Source organism: Bacteroidales bacterium (genome assembly GCA_014860585.1).
In the GTDB taxonomy this organism is placed as follows: Bacteria; Bacteroidota; Bacteroidia; order Bacteroidales; family 4484-276; genus RZYY01.
In genome coordinates this window covers 23,268-39,473 of record JACZJL010000045.1, presented here as the reverse complement: position 1 = coordinate 39,473, position 16,206 = coordinate 23,268, and the positions used below count along the sequence as shown (strand labels likewise).

11 protein-coding genes and 1 tRNA gene are annotated in these 16,206 nt (G+C 40.6%); 5 read left to right on the top strand and 7 right to left on the bottom strand.

The window, feature by feature from the left end; translation table 11 throughout:
• From IH598_05395 to era, 4 genes are all read right to left on the bottom strand, one after another.
• The coding region (locus IH598_05395) for an aspartate aminotransferase family protein (protein ID MBE0637933.1) at nucleotides 1-928 on the bottom strand (928 nt) is incomplete at its 3' end.
• Nucleotides 929-1,039: 111 nt separating this feature from the next.
• Nucleotides 1,040-1,420, bottom strand: coding sequence for an RNA-binding S4 domain-containing protein (locus IH598_05390; protein ID MBE0637932.1), 381 nt, complete (start codon nucleotides 1,418-1,420; stop codon nucleotides 1,040-1,042).
• 5 nt (nucleotides 1,421-1,425) lie between these two features.
• Nucleotides 1,426-2,730, bottom strand: a complete 1,305-nt coding sequence (gene der, locus IH598_05385) for a ribosome biogenesis GTPase Der (GenBank protein MBE0637931.1) — start codon at nucleotides 2,728-2,730, stop codon at nucleotides 1,426-1,428.
• Nucleotides 2,731-2,919: 189 nt separating this feature from the next.
• Nucleotides 2,920-3,798 carry a GTPase Era gene (gene era / locus IH598_05380; GenBank protein MBE0637930.1) on the bottom strand — a complete coding sequence of 293 codons (879 nt, stop codon included), beginning with the start codon at nucleotides 3,796-3,798 and terminating at the stop codon, nucleotides 2,920-2,922.
• Between the two features lie 102 nt (nucleotides 3,799-3,900).
• On the opposite strand from era, the gene IH598_05375 reads away from it, so the two are divergent.
• From IH598_05375 to IH598_05365, 3 genes are all read left to right on the top strand, one after another.
• Nucleotides 3,901-3,975, top strand: a tRNA-Met gene (locus IH598_05375).
• Between the two features lie 220 nt (nucleotides 3,976-4,195).
• Complete coding sequence (locus IH598_05370; GenBank protein MBE0637929.1) at nucleotides 4,196-5,080, top strand: histone deacetylase family protein; 885 nt, start codon at nucleotides 4,196-4,198, stop codon at nucleotides 5,078-5,080.
• Between the two features lie 80 nt (nucleotides 5,081-5,160).
• Nucleotides 5,161-5,901 carry a hypothetical protein gene (locus tag IH598_05365; GenBank protein ID MBE0637928.1) on the top strand — a complete coding sequence of 247 codons (741 nt, stop codon included), beginning with the start codon at nucleotides 5,161-5,163 and terminating at the stop codon, nucleotides 5,899-5,901.
• 62 nt (nucleotides 5,902-5,963) lie between these two features.
• Here the strand turns inward: IH598_05365 and IH598_05360 are convergent, their stop codons facing one another.
• Complete coding sequence (locus IH598_05360) at nucleotides 5,964-8,537, bottom strand: ATP-dependent Clp protease ATP-binding subunit (GenBank protein ID MBE0637927.1); 2,574 nt, start codon at nucleotides 8,535-8,537, stop codon at nucleotides 5,964-5,966.
• Nucleotides 8,538-8,874: 337 nt separating this feature from the next.
• Here IH598_05360 and gyrA point away from each other — a divergent pair, with 337 nt between their 5' ends.
• The gene (gene gyrA / locus IH598_05355) at nucleotides 8,875-11,427 is read left to right on the top strand and encodes a DNA gyrase subunit A (GenBank protein MBE0637926.1); all 2,553 of its coding nucleotides are present in this window, start codon (nucleotides 8,875-8,877) and stop codon (nucleotides 11,425-11,427) included.
• Nucleotides 11,428-11,535: 108 nt separating this feature from the next.
• A complete protein-coding gene (locus IH598_05350; protein ID MBE0637925.1) occupies nucleotides 11,536-12,681 on the top strand; it encodes a tetratricopeptide repeat protein in 1,146 nt (381 codons plus the stop codon).
• Between the two features lie 143 nt (nucleotides 12,682-12,824).
• Here IH598_05350 and IH598_05345 read toward each other — a convergent pair whose 3' ends face one another.
• Nucleotides 12,825-15,809: a lamin tail domain-containing protein gene (locus IH598_05345; GenBank protein ID MBE0637924.1), complete on the bottom strand. Its 2,985-nt coding sequence runs from the start codon at nucleotides 15,807-15,809 to the stop codon at nucleotides 12,825-12,827.
• 177 nt (nucleotides 15,810-15,986) lie between these two features.
• Nucleotides 15,987-16,178, bottom strand: a complete 192-nt coding sequence (locus tag IH598_05340; protein MBE0637923.1) for a cold shock domain-containing protein — start codon at nucleotides 16,176-16,178, stop codon at nucleotides 15,987-15,989.
• Nucleotides 16,179-16,206 lie beyond the last annotated feature (28 nt).

The window sequence follows — 16,206 nt, the reverse complement described above, 5'->3', positions numbered from 1 at the left end:
TTTCAACTTGCTCAATAATATCCGGTTCACCTGTGAGCACTTCAAGGTTAGCCAACGCGGCGGCGGCACATACCGGGTGTCCTCCAAAGGTAGTTATGTGACCAAATTCCGGGTTGGTTGTCAGTGATAGCATCACCTGCCTGTCTGCAATAAAAGCACCAATGGGCATTCCTCCACCCATTCCTTTGGCAAGGCAAAGAATGTCGGGAATAACACCATAATGTTCAAAACAAAACAGTTTCCCGGTGCGACCAAACCCGGTTTGTATTTCATCAAAAATCAGCAAAGCTCCCATTTCGGTGCATCTTTTCCTAAGAGCCGTCAGGAAATTGTCTTGCGGTAAAATCACTCCGGCTTCCGCCTGAACAGGTTCTGCCAAAACACAGGCCGTAAGTTCAGTAATCAGGTTTAGCTGTTCAAAATCATTGTACCTCAAATGTCTGACATCAGGCAGGAGAGGCCGGTAGGCTGATTTCAGCGTTTCATTGCCCAACATGCTCAAAGCACCATGCGTTCCACCATGATAGCTGTTTTGAAAACTCACCATTTCAGTCCTTCCAGTGAAACGCTTAGCCAATTTAAGAGCACCATCCACAGCTTCACTGCCCGAGTTCACCAGGTAAACCGAGTTGAGAGGGGAGGGCAGTAAGTCGGCCAACTTCTTTGCCAATTTGACCTGAGGACTTTGAATAAATTCGCCATAAACCATCAGATGCATGTAGTTGTCCAACTGATTCTTCACTGCTTCCACAACAGCAGGATGGCAGTGACCGAGATTATTTACGCAAACACCCGAAACCAGGTCGATGTATTGCTTCCCGTCCGGAGCATACAGATAAATACCTTCAGCACGCACAATTTCAAGCCCCATCGGAAATTGAGAAGGCAAAGCAAGGTGCCCGAAAAAGAGTTGGCGGGATGTGAGCATTATTTGTGGATATAAAAAAATTGGAAAATCATAATACTAATTCTACAAATGAATTTCATTCAATCTTAACCCGATAATTGCTAATCTGCAATTAGTTATCGTATTTTTTGGCTAGGTTTCTTTCAACTTATCGATCATCCTGCGTGCTTTCTTGGTCGGCCGGCCAATTCCCCGGTCTCGTTTTTCTGCATTCATTTCGCTGTAAAGTTTAAGCTTGTCATACTCTTCCTGAGGGGTTATATCCTTTGCAAACTCAGCAACAAGCTTAGCGCCGACACGATTTGTCAAATTACCCAAAACGACCACCGTTCGCGTAAAATGAGGGTTTATTTTCACCTCAACCACATCATTGATCTTAACCTCACGAGATGGTTTTACTGCTGAACCGTCTATCATTACCTTTCCCGACCGGCAAGCATCTGAAGCCATGCTGCGGGTTTTGAACACCCTTACGGCCCAAAGCCATTTGTCGATTCTAACCAGGCCTTCCATCTTACTTATTTTTTCCTGAAATAAATCTGAACCATATTTCCACTGAAATCGAACTGCTTGCGCAATTGATTCTCGATGAAACGTTTGTAAGGATCTCGTACATACTGTGGCAGGTTACAATAAAATGCGAAAGCAGGGAATTTCACAGGAAGTTGGGTAATGTATTTAATCTTGATGGATTTTCCCTTATAAACCGGCGGAGGCGAGGACTCGATCATCGGCAGCAGCAACTCGTTCAGTTTTGAAGTTGCAATTCGTTTGGATTTATTTTTAAATGCGTCACTGGCAGCTTCAATGGCTTTGAAAATCCGTTGCTTTTCGGTGACCGATGTAAAAATGATTTTGTAATCGGTAAAGGGTGCTGTTTGTAAGCGTATTTTGCGTTCAAACTCAAGATGTGTATTCGTTCCTTTTTCCACGAGGTCCCATTTGTTAACGATCATCACCACAGCTTTCCTGTTTTTTTCGATCAGGTGAAGGATATTCATGTCCTGGCTCTCAAAGCCCTGTGTGGCATCAATCATGAGAATACACACATCGCTGTTTTCAATGGCCCTTATCGAGCGCATCACAGAGTAGAATTCGATATTTTCGGAAACCCTGCTTTTTTTTCTCAATCCGGCAGTATCTACAAGCATAAAATCAAAACCGAAAGTGTTGTAGCGTGTATTGATGGTGTCGCGGGTGGTTCCGGGGATATCAGTTACAATGTTTCGGTCAATTCCAACCAATGCATTGATCAGCGAAGATTTGCCAACGTTAGGTCGCCCCACAACAGCCAATCTCGGAATTTCCGGATCATGGTCATCACCGGTATCAGTGAAATGTTTGACAGCTTCATCCAGTAATTCGCCTGTACCGCTTCCATTGATAGCCGAAATAGGAAAGATTTTTTCTAAACCGAGTTCGTAAAACTCAGTATAGTCGTTCGTCTGGCGGGTACTATCCACTTTATTTGCCACCAGCAGCACTTCTTTTTTGGTTTTGCGCAATATTCTTGCAACGTCTTTATCCAGCTCTGAAACGCCATCACGCGAGTCCACAACAAAGAGGATCACATCAGCCTCAGAAATGGCGAGGTCGACCTGCTTCCTGATTTCTTCTTCAAAAATGTCATCAGATCCAACAACATAACCACCTGTATCAATCACCGAAAAACCGATCCCGTTCCAATCACTTTTGCCATAGTGACGGTCGCGCGTTACGCCACTTGTCTCTTCTACAATAGCCTGCCGCTGTCCGACCAAACGGTTGAACAGCGTGGATTTTCCCACGTTGGGCCTGCCTACAATTGCTAATATATTTGCCATATTTTTACATTTCTGTTTGAAACTTCAACCTTTACTCAAGCTGAAGATTTGTAAATACTATCAATTTCTGGTGTTTACCTCACCCGCATAAGATTTTAATCACTTTCATTTTTCCAATACTCCAATTCGAAACTCCCCCAGTGATCCAATAATAATCCATTCACAAAAAACTATTTATGTCAGGGTCGCTTAAAATTCGTACCCAAACCTTCTTAACGCCTGATCACTGTCGCGCCAATTTTTATCTACCTTAACTGATAGTTCAAGGAACACTTTTTTATTCAGGAACGTTTCTATGTCTTTTCTTGCATCAGTGCCAAGCTGTTTGATGGCTTTTCCATGATGACCGATAATGATCATCCGCTGACTTTCTCGTGCAACATAAATCAAAGCGCGAATGCGGGTAATTTTTTCCTCCTCCTTAAATTCTTCCACCACCACTTCCACTGAGTAAGGAACTTCCTTGCGGTATAGATTCAGTGCCTTTTCCCGAATAATTTCACCTATAAAAAAACGATAGGATTTATCGGTTAGCTCATCTTTAGGATAATAAGCAGGGTGTTCAGGTAGATTCTCAATGATGGTTTGTAAAACCGTCTGAACATTAAATGCATGCAAAGCAGAGATAGGAATGATCGTAGCTTCAGGCAGTTTCATTTTCCACTGATCAACCAATGCTTGAATTTCAGCTTGTTGACCTGTATCCACCTTATTGATCACAAGGATAAGCTTACCGGTCGATTTTTCTCTGAGTTGCTCTAATGTTTCGTCAATCTCTTTCATTCCTGGCTCCACAATATAAACAATCACATCGGCATCTTCGATGGCGGTTTCTACCTGGTGCATCATTGCTTCGTGCAATTTATAGTGAGGTTCCAGAATGCCAGGAGTGTCGGAAAAGACGATTTGGTAATCTTCTCCACTGACAATTCCTTTAATTCTATGCCTGGTTGTTTGGGCTTTGCTGGTAATCACCGATAGTTTTTCCCCCACCAGAACGTTCATCAACGTTGACTTTCCAACGTTAGGACGTCCTAAAATGCTTACAAAACCTGCTATGTGTGCCATATTTATTTTAAACAAACTTTAATTTGCAAAGAAACAAATTATATCTTTGCAGCCCGATTCAAAAATTCGCAGAACCGGTAGTTCATTCAAAACACAACACATTGCGGGATGGAGCAGAGGTAGCTCGTTGGGCTCATAACCCAAAGGTCGGAGGTTCGAATCCTCCTCCCGCTACCACAGAAAACCCACTGTTAAACAGCAATTTGACAGTGGGTTTTTAATTTCTCAAATGTCCATTGGATTCATCAACAATTTGATTACACATAGAAGCGGCAAATCTATGTGTAAGAATTTCCCGGTTATATTCCTTTTCTAATGAAACTCAGTCTAACTTCCACAAAAAAATCTTGCTTTGTCAATATTTTTATACTTTAGTTGCTGATTTAATTTTGACGCAATGAAGCTACTCTTTAATAAGATTTTTTTGGATCATAATGTTGATAGTCCATTTGAAGGAAAATACCGGCTGGAGGCATTTTCAGGGCTGGAAACAATTGAACTTGATGGTGAGGCTTACTTGAGTTTGGTTCACTCTAAAGAATACATTACAAAAATCCGCAAGGCTTGTGAGAGAGGTGACACAATTGCAGAAATTGAACTTAACCCTTTAAGTTACAAGGCTGCTTGTCAGGCTGTAGGATTGGCGGTAAAGGCTGCCGAAAATGGAGATTTTGCAGTCATCCGACCTCCCGGGCACCATGCCCACCGGGATAAAGCATCCGGTTTCTGCCTGTTCAACAACATCGCCATTGCCACTCAAACACTCGTAAACAAGGGTAAAAAGGTTTTCATTCTCGACATTGACGGGCATCATGGAGACGGGACTCAAAGCATTTTTTATGACAATAAACAGGTTTTCTTTTGCTCGATTCACCAGCAAAATACTTATCCTTTCACCGGAACATTTCTCGAAATCGGTAAAGGAGATGGGTTGGGTTGTACATTAAACATTCCCATTCCGGAGCAAAGTGGAGAAAAAGATTTCTTAAAAGCAGTTGACAAAGCAATTCATGTTGCTCAGCAATTCAAACCTGATGTGATTGCCGTTTCGGCTGGGTTTGATGGCTACCGGAAGGACAGACTGCTTGCGCTCAACTTTACATTGCACGCCTATTATGAATGTGGCTATAAGTTGCGGAAAGCGTTTAAAAATATATTTGCGGTGCTTGAAGGCGGTTATCATTCTGACCTGAAAGAATGTGTGGATATGTTTGTGGAAGGGGTCAATATTGGTGCAAAACCCACCAATATCCAATGGAATAATGAATTATCCATCGGATAATAAGTTTCAGGATTGCTCGAACTTAGTAGTTTATCATGCAAAATCTTTTACTTTTGCGTCTTTATTTTTAATTCAAAAAGATGGAAATACCTCAATTTATCCTGATCCTTTCAGGTGTTCTTGCATTAATCATCGTGCTTGTAATCTGGTTTTACCCGGTTTTCCACATTTTGTTCGCAAAGTACGTATTCGGAAAATTCAGTGCACGCTACATTGATGTGCATAAAAAATACACAGGTAAAAGTCCATACGGGTACTGTATCAAGGATGATTTTGTGAACCACATAGCCTCTTTTTACAAAAAGAAAAGCAGTTTTCAAGCCTTCAAAAGCGATCAACCTGTCCTTTTCGGAAAAATTCCTTATGGAGCAAGTTTTAAGGAGGTATTTAAAGAAAACACGAAACCCTTTTGCGTCAATTCTTTCAGACTTGAGCATTTTGAATTGAAAATACTTGGTTATCGCAGTGAGATGTTCGATACGGAGATGAAATCATACTATTACTTTATCAACAACAGGTTTTTCATGGGAGAGTATACTTTTAAAAATCCTGCAGATGCCAAATTAAAAGAGGTTGCGCTGATATTGCGGAAAAAGTACCTTAACGGAGCAAAGGATGATTCGATGAACTTCCTGATCAATGGAGCGAATGAAGCTAAACTGAGATTTGAAAATACCGGATTTAACCTTTCCGTGAAATACCTCGACAGTTCAAATCAGGAAATAAATGACAAACTTGACCAATTCTGGAACACCGCTATCAAAAAAGGAATTGACGAAATAACTTCTGATTTTGAAACTGAGCTATTTGACAGGTTGTAAAATGAAAACAGGAACAGTCCTTTCAGCATGTTCCCGCAAAAGACTCGTCAAATATGAAATTGCTAATTTGACGAAATTTCAGTGGTCTCCTGTTTTTCTGACTTGGTGATTGCGATATCCAGCTCACTTTTAGCTTCATTAAATTCAAGTAAAATCAGGTCGCCTTCCTTAAGCCTGGCGCTGATGATTTCTTCAGCAAGCGGATCTTCAACATACTTTTGAATTGCCCGCTTTAATGGTCTGGCGCCAAACTTTTCGTCCCACCCTTTTTCGACGATAAAATCTTTTGCCTTTTCAGTCAGTTCGAGTGAATAACCCAATTCTTTGATTCGTGTATATAAAGATTTGAGTTCAATATCAATTATTTGGTGGATGTGCTCCCGTTTGAGTGAATCGAAAATTACAATATCATCCACCCGGTTCAGGAACTCAGGTGCAAATGCTCTTTTGAGTGCATTTTCTATAATGCCTTGTGAGTATTTATCTTTTTCTGATTCTCTGGCTGATGTATTAAAACCAACGCCCTGACCAAAGTCTTTAACCTGCCGGCTTCCAATGTTAGAAGTCATAATAATGATGGTGTTTTTGAAATCGATTCTTCTCCCGAGACTATCGGTTATCAGACCATCATCCAAAACCTGCAGCAACAGATGGAATACATCAGGATGAGCCTTTTCGATTTCATCCAGCAAAACAATAGAATATGGTTTACGCCTGACTTTTTCGGTCAACTGACCACCTTCCTCATAACCTACATACCCGGGAGGCGCTCCAACGAGACGAGAGATCGAAAACTTTTCCATGTACTCGCTCATGTCAATTCTGATCAGTGCGTCTTCTGAATCGAACAGGAAACGGGCAAGTACCTTGGCAAGGTGAGTTTTTCCAACACCTGTCGGCCCAAGAAAAATGAAACTACCGATTGGTTTATTGGGGTCTTTCAATCCTGCACGGTTTCGGCGAATTGATTTTACAATCTTTTTTATCGCATCATCCTGACCGATAACCGAACCTTTAATCTCTTCGTCCATGTTGAACAAACGCTTACCTTCACTCTGCGCTATACGCTTCATGGGTATTCCTGTCATCATGGCAACCACTTCAGCCACATTTTCTTCGGTAACGATTTCACGATTGATGCGTGATTCAATCTCCCAGTTCTTCTTTTCCAATTCAAGTTCATCCTGCAATTTGCGTTCGATGTCCCTGAATCGGGCAGCTTCTTCAAATTTCTGGCTGCTGATAGCTTTGGTTTTTTCAGTTTTAATCTCCTCAATCCTGTTTTCAATCTGTATAATACGCGAAGGAACATGCATGTTGGTTATATGCACCCTTGCACCAGCTTCGTCAAGCGCATCAATGGCTTTGTCGGGCAGATACCTGTCGCTGATGTAACGGTTGGTCAGCGTGACACATGATTTTATGGCCTCGTCGGTATATTTTACAAGGTGATGATCTTCGTATTTTTCCTTGATATTGTTGAGGATGATGGTTGTCTCTTCAACAGTTGTAGGATCAATCAGGATTTTCTGAAAACGACGTTCCAGGGCGCCATCCTTTTCGATATATTGCCTGTACTCATCCAGCGTTGTTGCTCCAATACACTGTATCTCACCTCTGGCAAGCGCCGGCTTGAACATATTAGAAGCATCCAATGAACCGGATGCATTTCCTGCACCTACCAATGTGTGAATTTCGTCAATAAAAAGGATAATATCCGGATTCTTTTCCAACTCATTTAATACTGCTTTCATCCGTTCTTCAAACTGGCCTCGGTATTTTGTCCCGGCAACAATCGAAGCAAGATCAAGCGTGATTACTCTTTTGTTAAACAGAGCGCGTGAAACCTTCCGCTCAATAATCCTTGTTGCAAGCCCCTCAGCAATAGCAGATTTTCCGACACCTGGTTCACCTATCAGTATGGGGTTATTTTTCTTGCGGCGGCTGAGAATCTGAGAAATTCGCTCGAGTTCCCTTTCCCTGCCAACTATTGGATCAAGCCTGCCCTCTTCTGCTGCACGTGTGAGATCCCTGCCAAAATTATCCAATACAGGTGTTTTAGATTTTGATTCTGTTGGCTTTTTCGAAGACTTATAGCCTTTATCTTCAAATTCTTCATCTGCAGGATCACCTGGAAACTGCGCTGTTGGCTCAATTTTCCCAGAATCCTCAATAGACTTTGGTTTGGGTTCATTGTTCGACATGATTGACTGCAACTCCTCCTTTACACTGTCATAGTCAACACCTTGTTTAACCAATGTATTTGTAACTAAGTTATCTTCATCCTTAAGTATGGCAAGTAGAAGATGTTCTGTACCAATCAGTTCACTGTTAAAAAGTTTAGCCTCAAGGTAGGTAAGTTTCAAAGCCCTCTCAGCTTGTTTGACTAATGGTAGATTTTCAGCTTTCCTGATCCCCGGTTTTGCGGTTGCAGCAATTGATTTCTCAATTGTTTTTTTAAATTCAGATAGCTCTACGCCTAAATAATTAAGTATTTGTACGGCAAGGCCTTCGCCCTCCCGTAAAATTCCAAGAATCAGATGCTCTACGCCAATATATTCATTTCCAACCCGCAAGGCTTCCTCACGACTGTAAGTCAGTACATCTTTTACGCGTTGCGAAAATTTTGCTTCCATTTTAATTATTTTCGAGTTTAAAAATTTAAGGTATCAAATGGCATTCCAAAAAATGAAACTTTTAATTTGTAAAAATCAAACATCAAAACTTAAAGCCATCTAAATAATTGCATCTCATTGAGATAAACGTTAGCCAATAAACAGGAAACATATTCGAAATGTTCATCAACAAAGATAACTGCAATGCATGACATAAGGGCAATCAGTGAAGGAATTTATCAACATTACTGTGTTAAAAACAAATACCGGCCAACTCATCATCAGTACGATATTATTTCGTACTTTTGCACAAAATACTTAAAATATAGTATTTATCTAATTTTGAATAAGTTAGTAGATGGAAAACAACAACGAAGAAGGAAGAATTGTAAAAGTAAATATCGAGAATCAAATGAAATCGGCTTACATCGATTACTCGATGTCAGTCATCGTTTCACGTGCTTTGCCGGATGTTCGTGATGGCCTGAAACCTGTTCACCGCCGGATTTTATTTGGAATGCTGGACTTGGGCATACTTTCAAGCCGTCCCTATAAAAAATCGGCAAGGATTGTTGGAGAAGTTTTAGGGAAGTATCACCCTCACGGAGACACTTCAGTTTACGATGCCATGGTTCGGATGGCGCAACCCTGGTCAATGCGTTACCCTTTAGTGGATGGACAAGGTAACTTTGGTTCAATTGACAACGACAGTCCTGCTGCCATGCGCTACACCGAAGCCCGACTCAGAAAGATATCGGAGGAAATGCTCGACGATATCAACAAGGAAACCATTGATTTCCAGCTAAATTTTGACGACACACTTGAAGAACCTACTGTACTTCCTGCTAAAGTACCCAATCTTCTGATCAACGGGGCATCCGGGATTGCAGTAGGTATGGCCACCAACATGGCGCCTCATAACCTCGGAGAAGCTATTGACGGATGCATTGCCTACATTAATAATAATGATATCACTATTCCCGAATTGATGGAATACATTAAGGCGCCTGATTTTCCGACAGGCGGGATCATTTATGGCTATGATGGAGTAAGAGAAGCTTATGAAACCGGCCGTGGGAGGGTAGTACAGCGCGGTGAAGCTACAATTGAAACAACGCCTTCAGGTAGAGAGCAGATTATCGTGACATCCGTTCCTTACCAGGTGAATAAAGCTGAAATGATCAAAAAAACAGCCGATCTGATTAATGACAAAAAAATTGAAGGAATCGTAGATCTGCGCGATGAATCCGACCGAAACGGAATCCGGATTGTTTACGATCTCAAACGCGATGCAGTTACCAATGTAGTACTCAATAAGTTGTATCAGATGACTGCATTGCAGACTTCTTTCAGCATCAATAATATTGCTTTAGTACACGGCCGGCCGATGCAGCTTAATCTAAAAGACATTGTAAGACATTTTATTGAACACCGTCATGAAGTTGTGATCCGTCGAACCCAATTCGAATTGAAAGAAGCTGAAAAGCGCGCCCACATCCTGGAAGGTTTGCTAATTGCTTTGGACAACCTGGATGAGGTCATCAGCCTGATCAGGGCATCACAAACACCAGAAGAAGCTCGTGAAGGATTGATGACTAAATTTTCACTTTCCGAACCGCAGGCACGAGCAATTCTTGATTTGCGGCTTCAGCGGCTTGTAGGATTGGAGCGCGACAAGATTAAAGCAGAATACCAGGAACTCCTCCAAAAAATTGAACATTACAAAGCAATTCTTGCAAGTGAACAGATGCGGATGGACATAATCAAAGCTGAATTGCTGGAAATCAAAGAAAAATACAACGACGAGAGAAGATCAACGATTGAGTTTTCTGCAAGCGACTTCAGAATTGAAGATACTATCCCTGATGATGATGTTGTTGTTACTATCTCTCATCTTGGTTATGTTAAACGTACACCTTTGACAGAATACCGTGTTCAAGCCAGGGGTGGGAGAGGAGCCAAAGGCAGTACCACTCGTGATGAAGACTTTTTGGAATACCTTTTTATTGCCTCCAACCATAATTACCTGCTACTGTTTACCGAAAAAGGTAAATGTTATTGGCTGAGAGTATTTGAAATACCAGAAGGTAGCAGGATTTCAAAAGGTAGGGCAATCCAAAACCTGATCAACATAGAACCCGATGATAAGGTAAGAGCATTTATTAATACCAAGGACCTGAAAGACGAGGAATATGTTAATAACCATTTCATTGTCATGGCTACCTCAAAAGGGGTGATCAAAAAGACACCCCTGGAAGCTTATTCACGACCACGTCAAAACGGGATCAATGCCATTATTATTCGTGATGATGATACTTTGCTTGAAGCCAGATTAACCAACGGCCATAACGAAATCATCATGGCTGTCAAATCTGGCAGGGCTATCAGGTTTAACGAACAGAAAGTCAGGTCGATGGGTAGAAATAGTACCGGAGTCCGTGGAATCTGGCTTGATTCTGAAAAAGATGAAGTGGTAGGTATGATCTGTCTTGATGACCTGGAATTTGATGTACTTGTAGTATCAGAAAATGGATATGGAAAACGATCGAAACTCGAGGATTACCGGGTAACAAACAGAGGTGGTAAAGGCGTAAAAACGCTGAACATAACACCAAAAACCGGTGATCTCATCTCAATAAAAAATGTGAAAGACTCAGACGATCTGATGATAATCAATAAATCGGGGCTTACCATCAGAATGGCAGTCTCCGCATTGCGTGTGATGGGAAGAGCCACACAGGGCGTCCGGTTAATTAATTTACGCGATGATGACAGCATAGCAGCAGTTGCTAAGGTTGAACTTGACGAGAATAACCAGGTAGAAATTGAATCAGATGAAGACATCAGCGATATCGGAACCATTGAAGAAAATTTTGACAACGATCAAGCTGAAACTTTCACCCAAGAATAATTTTTGATGCTTTTACTGAAATATTACTTTTGCACCGTTTTGACGATTGTTTCATTTGGTGCGACTTTTGATTTGAATTTGATTAACTAATACAAAATAAAAAAAACTATGAAAAGATTTGTGTTCATAATTTTAGGACTAATGTTGGTGCATGGAGCCAACGCTCAAACCAACAATGTCACAGCAGCTTACAATCATCTAAGGTATGGCAAATTGGATAAGGCAAAAGAAGCCATTGATAAAGCCATAGAGAATCCCAAAACGATGACTGTCGGGAAAACCTGGTTTTATTATGGAAACGTTTACCTTGCTATCCACTTATCAGACGAACCTGATTATAAGAATCTTGATCCCGATGCTCTTGAAAAAGCATTTAACGGATACGAAAAAGCATTGCAATATGATGAAAAAAATGAATTTACCCAAGAAATCAACGAAAGGCTGATTGTTTGTGCTGAGCAATACTTTAACAAAGGAGTCACTTTTTACAACGAATCAAACTTTGCTGATGCAGCATCTGCGTTCGACCAGGCTGCTCTGATTAATCAAAACATCGGGATAACTGATACTACCTCATACTTTTATACTGCCCAAAGCGCTTTTTTCGCCGGTAAACTCGACCTGGCCAAACAAAATTTTCAAAAGTTGATCGAAATGAATTACGCTGAGCCTGCTATTTTCAGATTTACTTCCGAAGTTTACAAAGCAGAAGCAGATACAGTTAAAGCATTGGAAACTATCAAGCAAGGTAGATCAAGATTCCCGGATGAATTCAGCCTGATTATCGAAGAGATTAATATTTACCTTGCTGCAAATGAAAAAGATAAAGCAATGGAACTTTTACAGATTGCCATTACCAAGGATGACAAGAATCCAACATTATTTTTTGCCGTTGGAACGAATTACGACCAGATGGGAAATTTCGAAGAAGCAGAAAAGAATTACCTGAAAGCGATTGAATTAAATAGTGAATTTTTTGATCCAATTTATAACCTCGGAGCGCTTTATGTGAATAAAGCCATCGAAATCACTGAACAAGCCAATAAACTGCCGCTGAACGAGCAGAAAAAATACGATGAGCTGAAAGTACAGGCAGATGAGTATCTTACAAAATCTTTGCCCTATCTTGAAAAAGCTGATCAGTTAAATCCTAATGATGTTTATGTACTGAGAACTTTAAGAGATATCTACGCCCGTTTAGGTATGCTGGATAAACTTAAGGAAGTCGATGAAAAACTTCATCAAAACGACTAATGATGAAAGGGGAGTAAATTTGTTTATTCCCCTCTTTTTTTACTGTTGTATTTAACATAATATAAATTATAGAACAATTAAAAACAAAAAATTTGAAGCAAGACCATTGATGGAATTGCTTAAGTTTTTTTTATACAGTCGGCTTATTTGATCACAACCTTTCTGTTTGCTGTTAATCCGTTTTTATTGTCTGATAATTTGAAAATGTATAATCCTTTTGGAAATTGTTCCACCTGAACTTCAATTCTGTCTGTTTTTATTCCTTCAAGAATCATTACCTGCTTTCCAAACGAATTGAAAATTTGTAACATACCGTCGGTGATTAAATAATCATCGTTAGCATAAACAGTGACAACTGAAGTTGCCGGATTTGGGAAAATTGTGATGGAAAGGTTTTGTTTTGGTTCCACTAAATCAGGAGTACTAACCCAATAGCTGTTCATAGCACCCGGTGTTCCGTAAAGTGACGATGCCAGCCAGTTTTCGCCAAGCGCATTGTCGAGCCAGGGATGGATCAGTTCAAGTGTTGGTCCGCCACCATTAGGTTGCTGTGGCCAGGGGGAATTTATACCATAATGGACAGTATCAATCAGGATTCCTTCAGGGTTGTATAGTCTTAAAAGTTCACCATTGCTGTCGAATCCAAAATCCATGTCCCCTATAAAATTGCTGACTTGAGGGAAGTGAATTTTAAAAGCAGCAGTATCGCGACAAAGCACAAGGTAACTATTTGACTCAACAATCGTGTTTTGAGGGAATGTAAAAGCATTATTGTCATTACTATCCTTGAAAACCCAACCGGTGATATCCAGGTCATATTCATGTGGATTATAAAATTCAACCCAATCCTCTGGATCAAACCAGGCTGCTGATCTATAGTTTATTTCGTTGATAACCAGTGAGTCAGTGTATAATTTTGGTTTGAAATGTGCAATTAAAATATCCCATTCCGTTAAACTGACACTTATCCGGGGTGAGTTTATTCCTGGATTAGGTGTATGATTAACCAATTCCCAGTAGTCGAATTCATAATTGAAGTTGGTCGCTTCTGCTTCAAGTTTCACATCAATACCTCCGAAATATTCGCCGGACCATGGGAAGTGATCTAAATCCAAAGAATTGAGGTGCACGACACCAACACCTTCTGGCTCAACATTTAAAGTTAGTTGATAAGGCCCTGTTAGTCCATAGCAATCTTTTAACCCCTGGTCAAGATAATCACAACGGGCTGAAATAAAATTTCTCATTTTGAGCACATTACTATTCCACTTTGTCACAGTGCCCCCCCATCGGGTAACGTGTTGCGGCATTTCAGGAGCAATTAACATTGACATGCTGTCGAGATAAGTAAGCAAGTCTTCTTTGATGAATATTGTGTTCTTTAAATCAATGTAACGGGATACATAATAATGGTAAAAATCTGGGTTGGTCTTCAGCTTGTTGAGTATCTCGATATGTTTTTGTGGATCGGAATAACTTGATAAATTTTCGGGGAAACAAGGCGGTACATAAGGGTGTTGGCCTGGTATTCCAGTATAATTTATGTAGTGCCCAAGGATGGCATCATCATCCCATAAAATATAGCCCCATTTTTGGTGCCCGCCATCTGGATTTAACCCTCGCCACCATCCTACATTCCAGTTTAACCAGTCAGAGCAAACAACAAACGAGTTGATAATCACATAGTCAACAAGACTTTTGTAATCGTATTTTGAATCGATGTAAGAAAACACGAAAGGATCAGTTACATTATTGGTCAGAATATATGTACGCAGTTCCATCCAGTCGTTAATGGCTTGCTGACCGCCGTATTGTGCCCATAAACCTCCCCAATACATCAGAAATTGAATATCAAATTTACCCTGTCCATAGTAGAAATCAGTGAAGTCGTGGTCGCTCACCTTTTCCCTGATTGAATAGATTCCCCAAAACTGACCGTTTGCATAAAGTATGGCTCTGGCGCCCTTCCTTACGTCAAGATGCATACCTGATTTCTGTGCAAGATTTTGTGTCCAGATATCACGCATGTGAGCTGAAGTGTCTTTCCCGGGATAGTTATCATCTCCTGCAGCGCGGAGTATCAATCGCTGAAACTCATCCCGGTCTGAAAGCGGTAATAGCTTTTCCCTGATTGCGTAGTTGTATCCCATTTCGTCGCGGGTAATCCAGTCAATGCTTCGCTGCGGGTTTACCCATGAATCCTGGCCATGCTTATTAAATTCGCCATAGGCTATGTTTGTTCTTTCATGGTTTTCATTGAAATATTCGAAGGATCCCTGAGGGCGCAGGCCTGCATTGCCGTTGAGTAATTGTGTGAGTTGGTCGCCGGTTGCTGACATCACCGGTAAGGTGTGTGTGACGTTGATGAAATAGGTATTGAATTCAATCAAGCTTGGCAACACCTGAGCACTTGGATGAAAAGCCCGTGCTTGCAAAACCAGTGTGTTATTGACAGGTAGAGGGTTTGTATAAAGTTGTGAGTTAGAAGTAGGAACGTTTCCATTTGTAGTGTACCTGATCTGTGCTTCGGGATCATCGCAGGTAATGGTAATAGTTTGGCTACCATCATAAAATCCTGCTTCATGGCTCATCTGAGGGCGCTTTGCATAACGCAGGTAAGCCTGTGCTGAGTTATTGGATGCCCCAGGCGTAGGACTTGTAAATATTACCCATAATGCACCACCATTTGTAGATCTTCCTCTTGAGTGCCCTAATTGAGTAATTTGCAATTGAAGTGAGTCAATAATTGTTCCCTCCGGATCAGACAAAATGATATGATCGGGGCTGTCTTTGGTTTGGTGTAATTTAAAATTGGTATGATAATTTGAACCAGAAACCAGGTTCCGACCTGATGCCCAAATTTTTAAAAATCCATTTGCAGACAGCGTTGTGTTGGCTGGAATTTCCCATTTCATCGGATTCCCGGGCCGATCGCTTAAGAAGTAGCCTCCAATATTTACTGACCACGTATTTGGGTTGTACAATTCGAACCAGTCTTCATATTCCTGATAATTATCAACAAACTGATTGAGATTGGAAGCCGAGTATTCATTGATCACAACCTGAGATTTGGCAGGGATAGACCATGCAATTGTCATAAGGACGAGGATGATGTAGAAAAACTTCATGATAAAAGAATTAGTTAATGGATTAGGATTAGCAGCAAGTCAGGATTTAACAACAATGAAATAATGAACTTGTAATAGATTCCAAAAATAGAAATAAATTTTAAACCTGTATCAGCGCATAAAAAAAGCCCCACTTGCGTGAGGCCTCTTTCAAACGGATTTTACTATTTATTTAAACTATGCAAGTTTCACATTAACAGCGTTTAATCCTTTTTTTCCTTGTTTGATCTCAAATGACACATCATCGTTTTCGTTGATTCTGTCAACAAGACCTGAAACGTGAACGAAAATTTCTTCGTTTGTTTCTGAATCTTTGATAAAACCAAAACCTCTGGTCTCATCGAAGAATTTTACTTTACCTTCTTTCATAAAAAATTTGATATTTAATAAATTAACG

What these genes read in the sequence shown, in the direction of transcription:
- era (MBE0637930.1), bottom strand. Translation starts at nt 3,798, where the DNA reads ATGGCACACATAGCAGGTTTTGTAAGCATTTTAGGACGTCCTAACGTT.
- gyrA (MBE0637926.1), top strand. Translation starts at nt 8,875, where the DNA reads ATGGAAAACAACAACGAAGAAGGAAGAATTGTAAAAGTAAATATCGAG.
- IH598_05345 (MBE0637924.1), bottom strand. Translation starts at nt 15,809, where the DNA reads ATGAAGTTTTTCTACATCATCCTCGTCCTTATGACAATTGCATGGTCT.
- IH598_05360 (MBE0637927.1), bottom strand. Translation starts at nt 8,537, where the DNA reads ATGGAAGCAAAATTTTCGCAACGCGTAAAAGATGTACTGACTTACAGT.
- IH598_05390 (MBE0637932.1), bottom strand. Translation starts at nt 1,420, where the DNA reads ATGGAAGGCCTGGTTAGAATCGACAAATGGCTTTGGGCCGTAAGGGTG.
- der (MBE0637931.1), bottom strand. Translation starts at nt 2,730, where the DNA reads ATGGCAAATATATTAGCAATTGTAGGCAGGCCCAACGTGGGAAAATCC.
- IH598_05365 (MBE0637928.1), top strand. Translation starts at nt 5,161, where the DNA reads ATGGAAATACCTCAATTTATCCTGATCCTTTCAGGTGTTCTTGCATTA.
- IH598_05350 (MBE0637925.1), top strand. Translation starts at nt 11,536, where the DNA reads ATGAAAAGATTTGTGTTCATAATTTTAGGACTAATGTTGGTGCATGGA.
- IH598_05340 (MBE0637923.1), bottom strand. Translation starts at nt 16,178, where the DNA reads ATGAAAGAAGGTAAAGTAAAATTCTTCGATGAGACCAGAGGTTTTGGT.
- IH598_05370 (MBE0637929.1), top strand. Translation starts at nt 4,196, where the DNA reads ATGAAGCTACTCTTTAATAAGATTTTTTTGGATCATAATGTTGATAGT.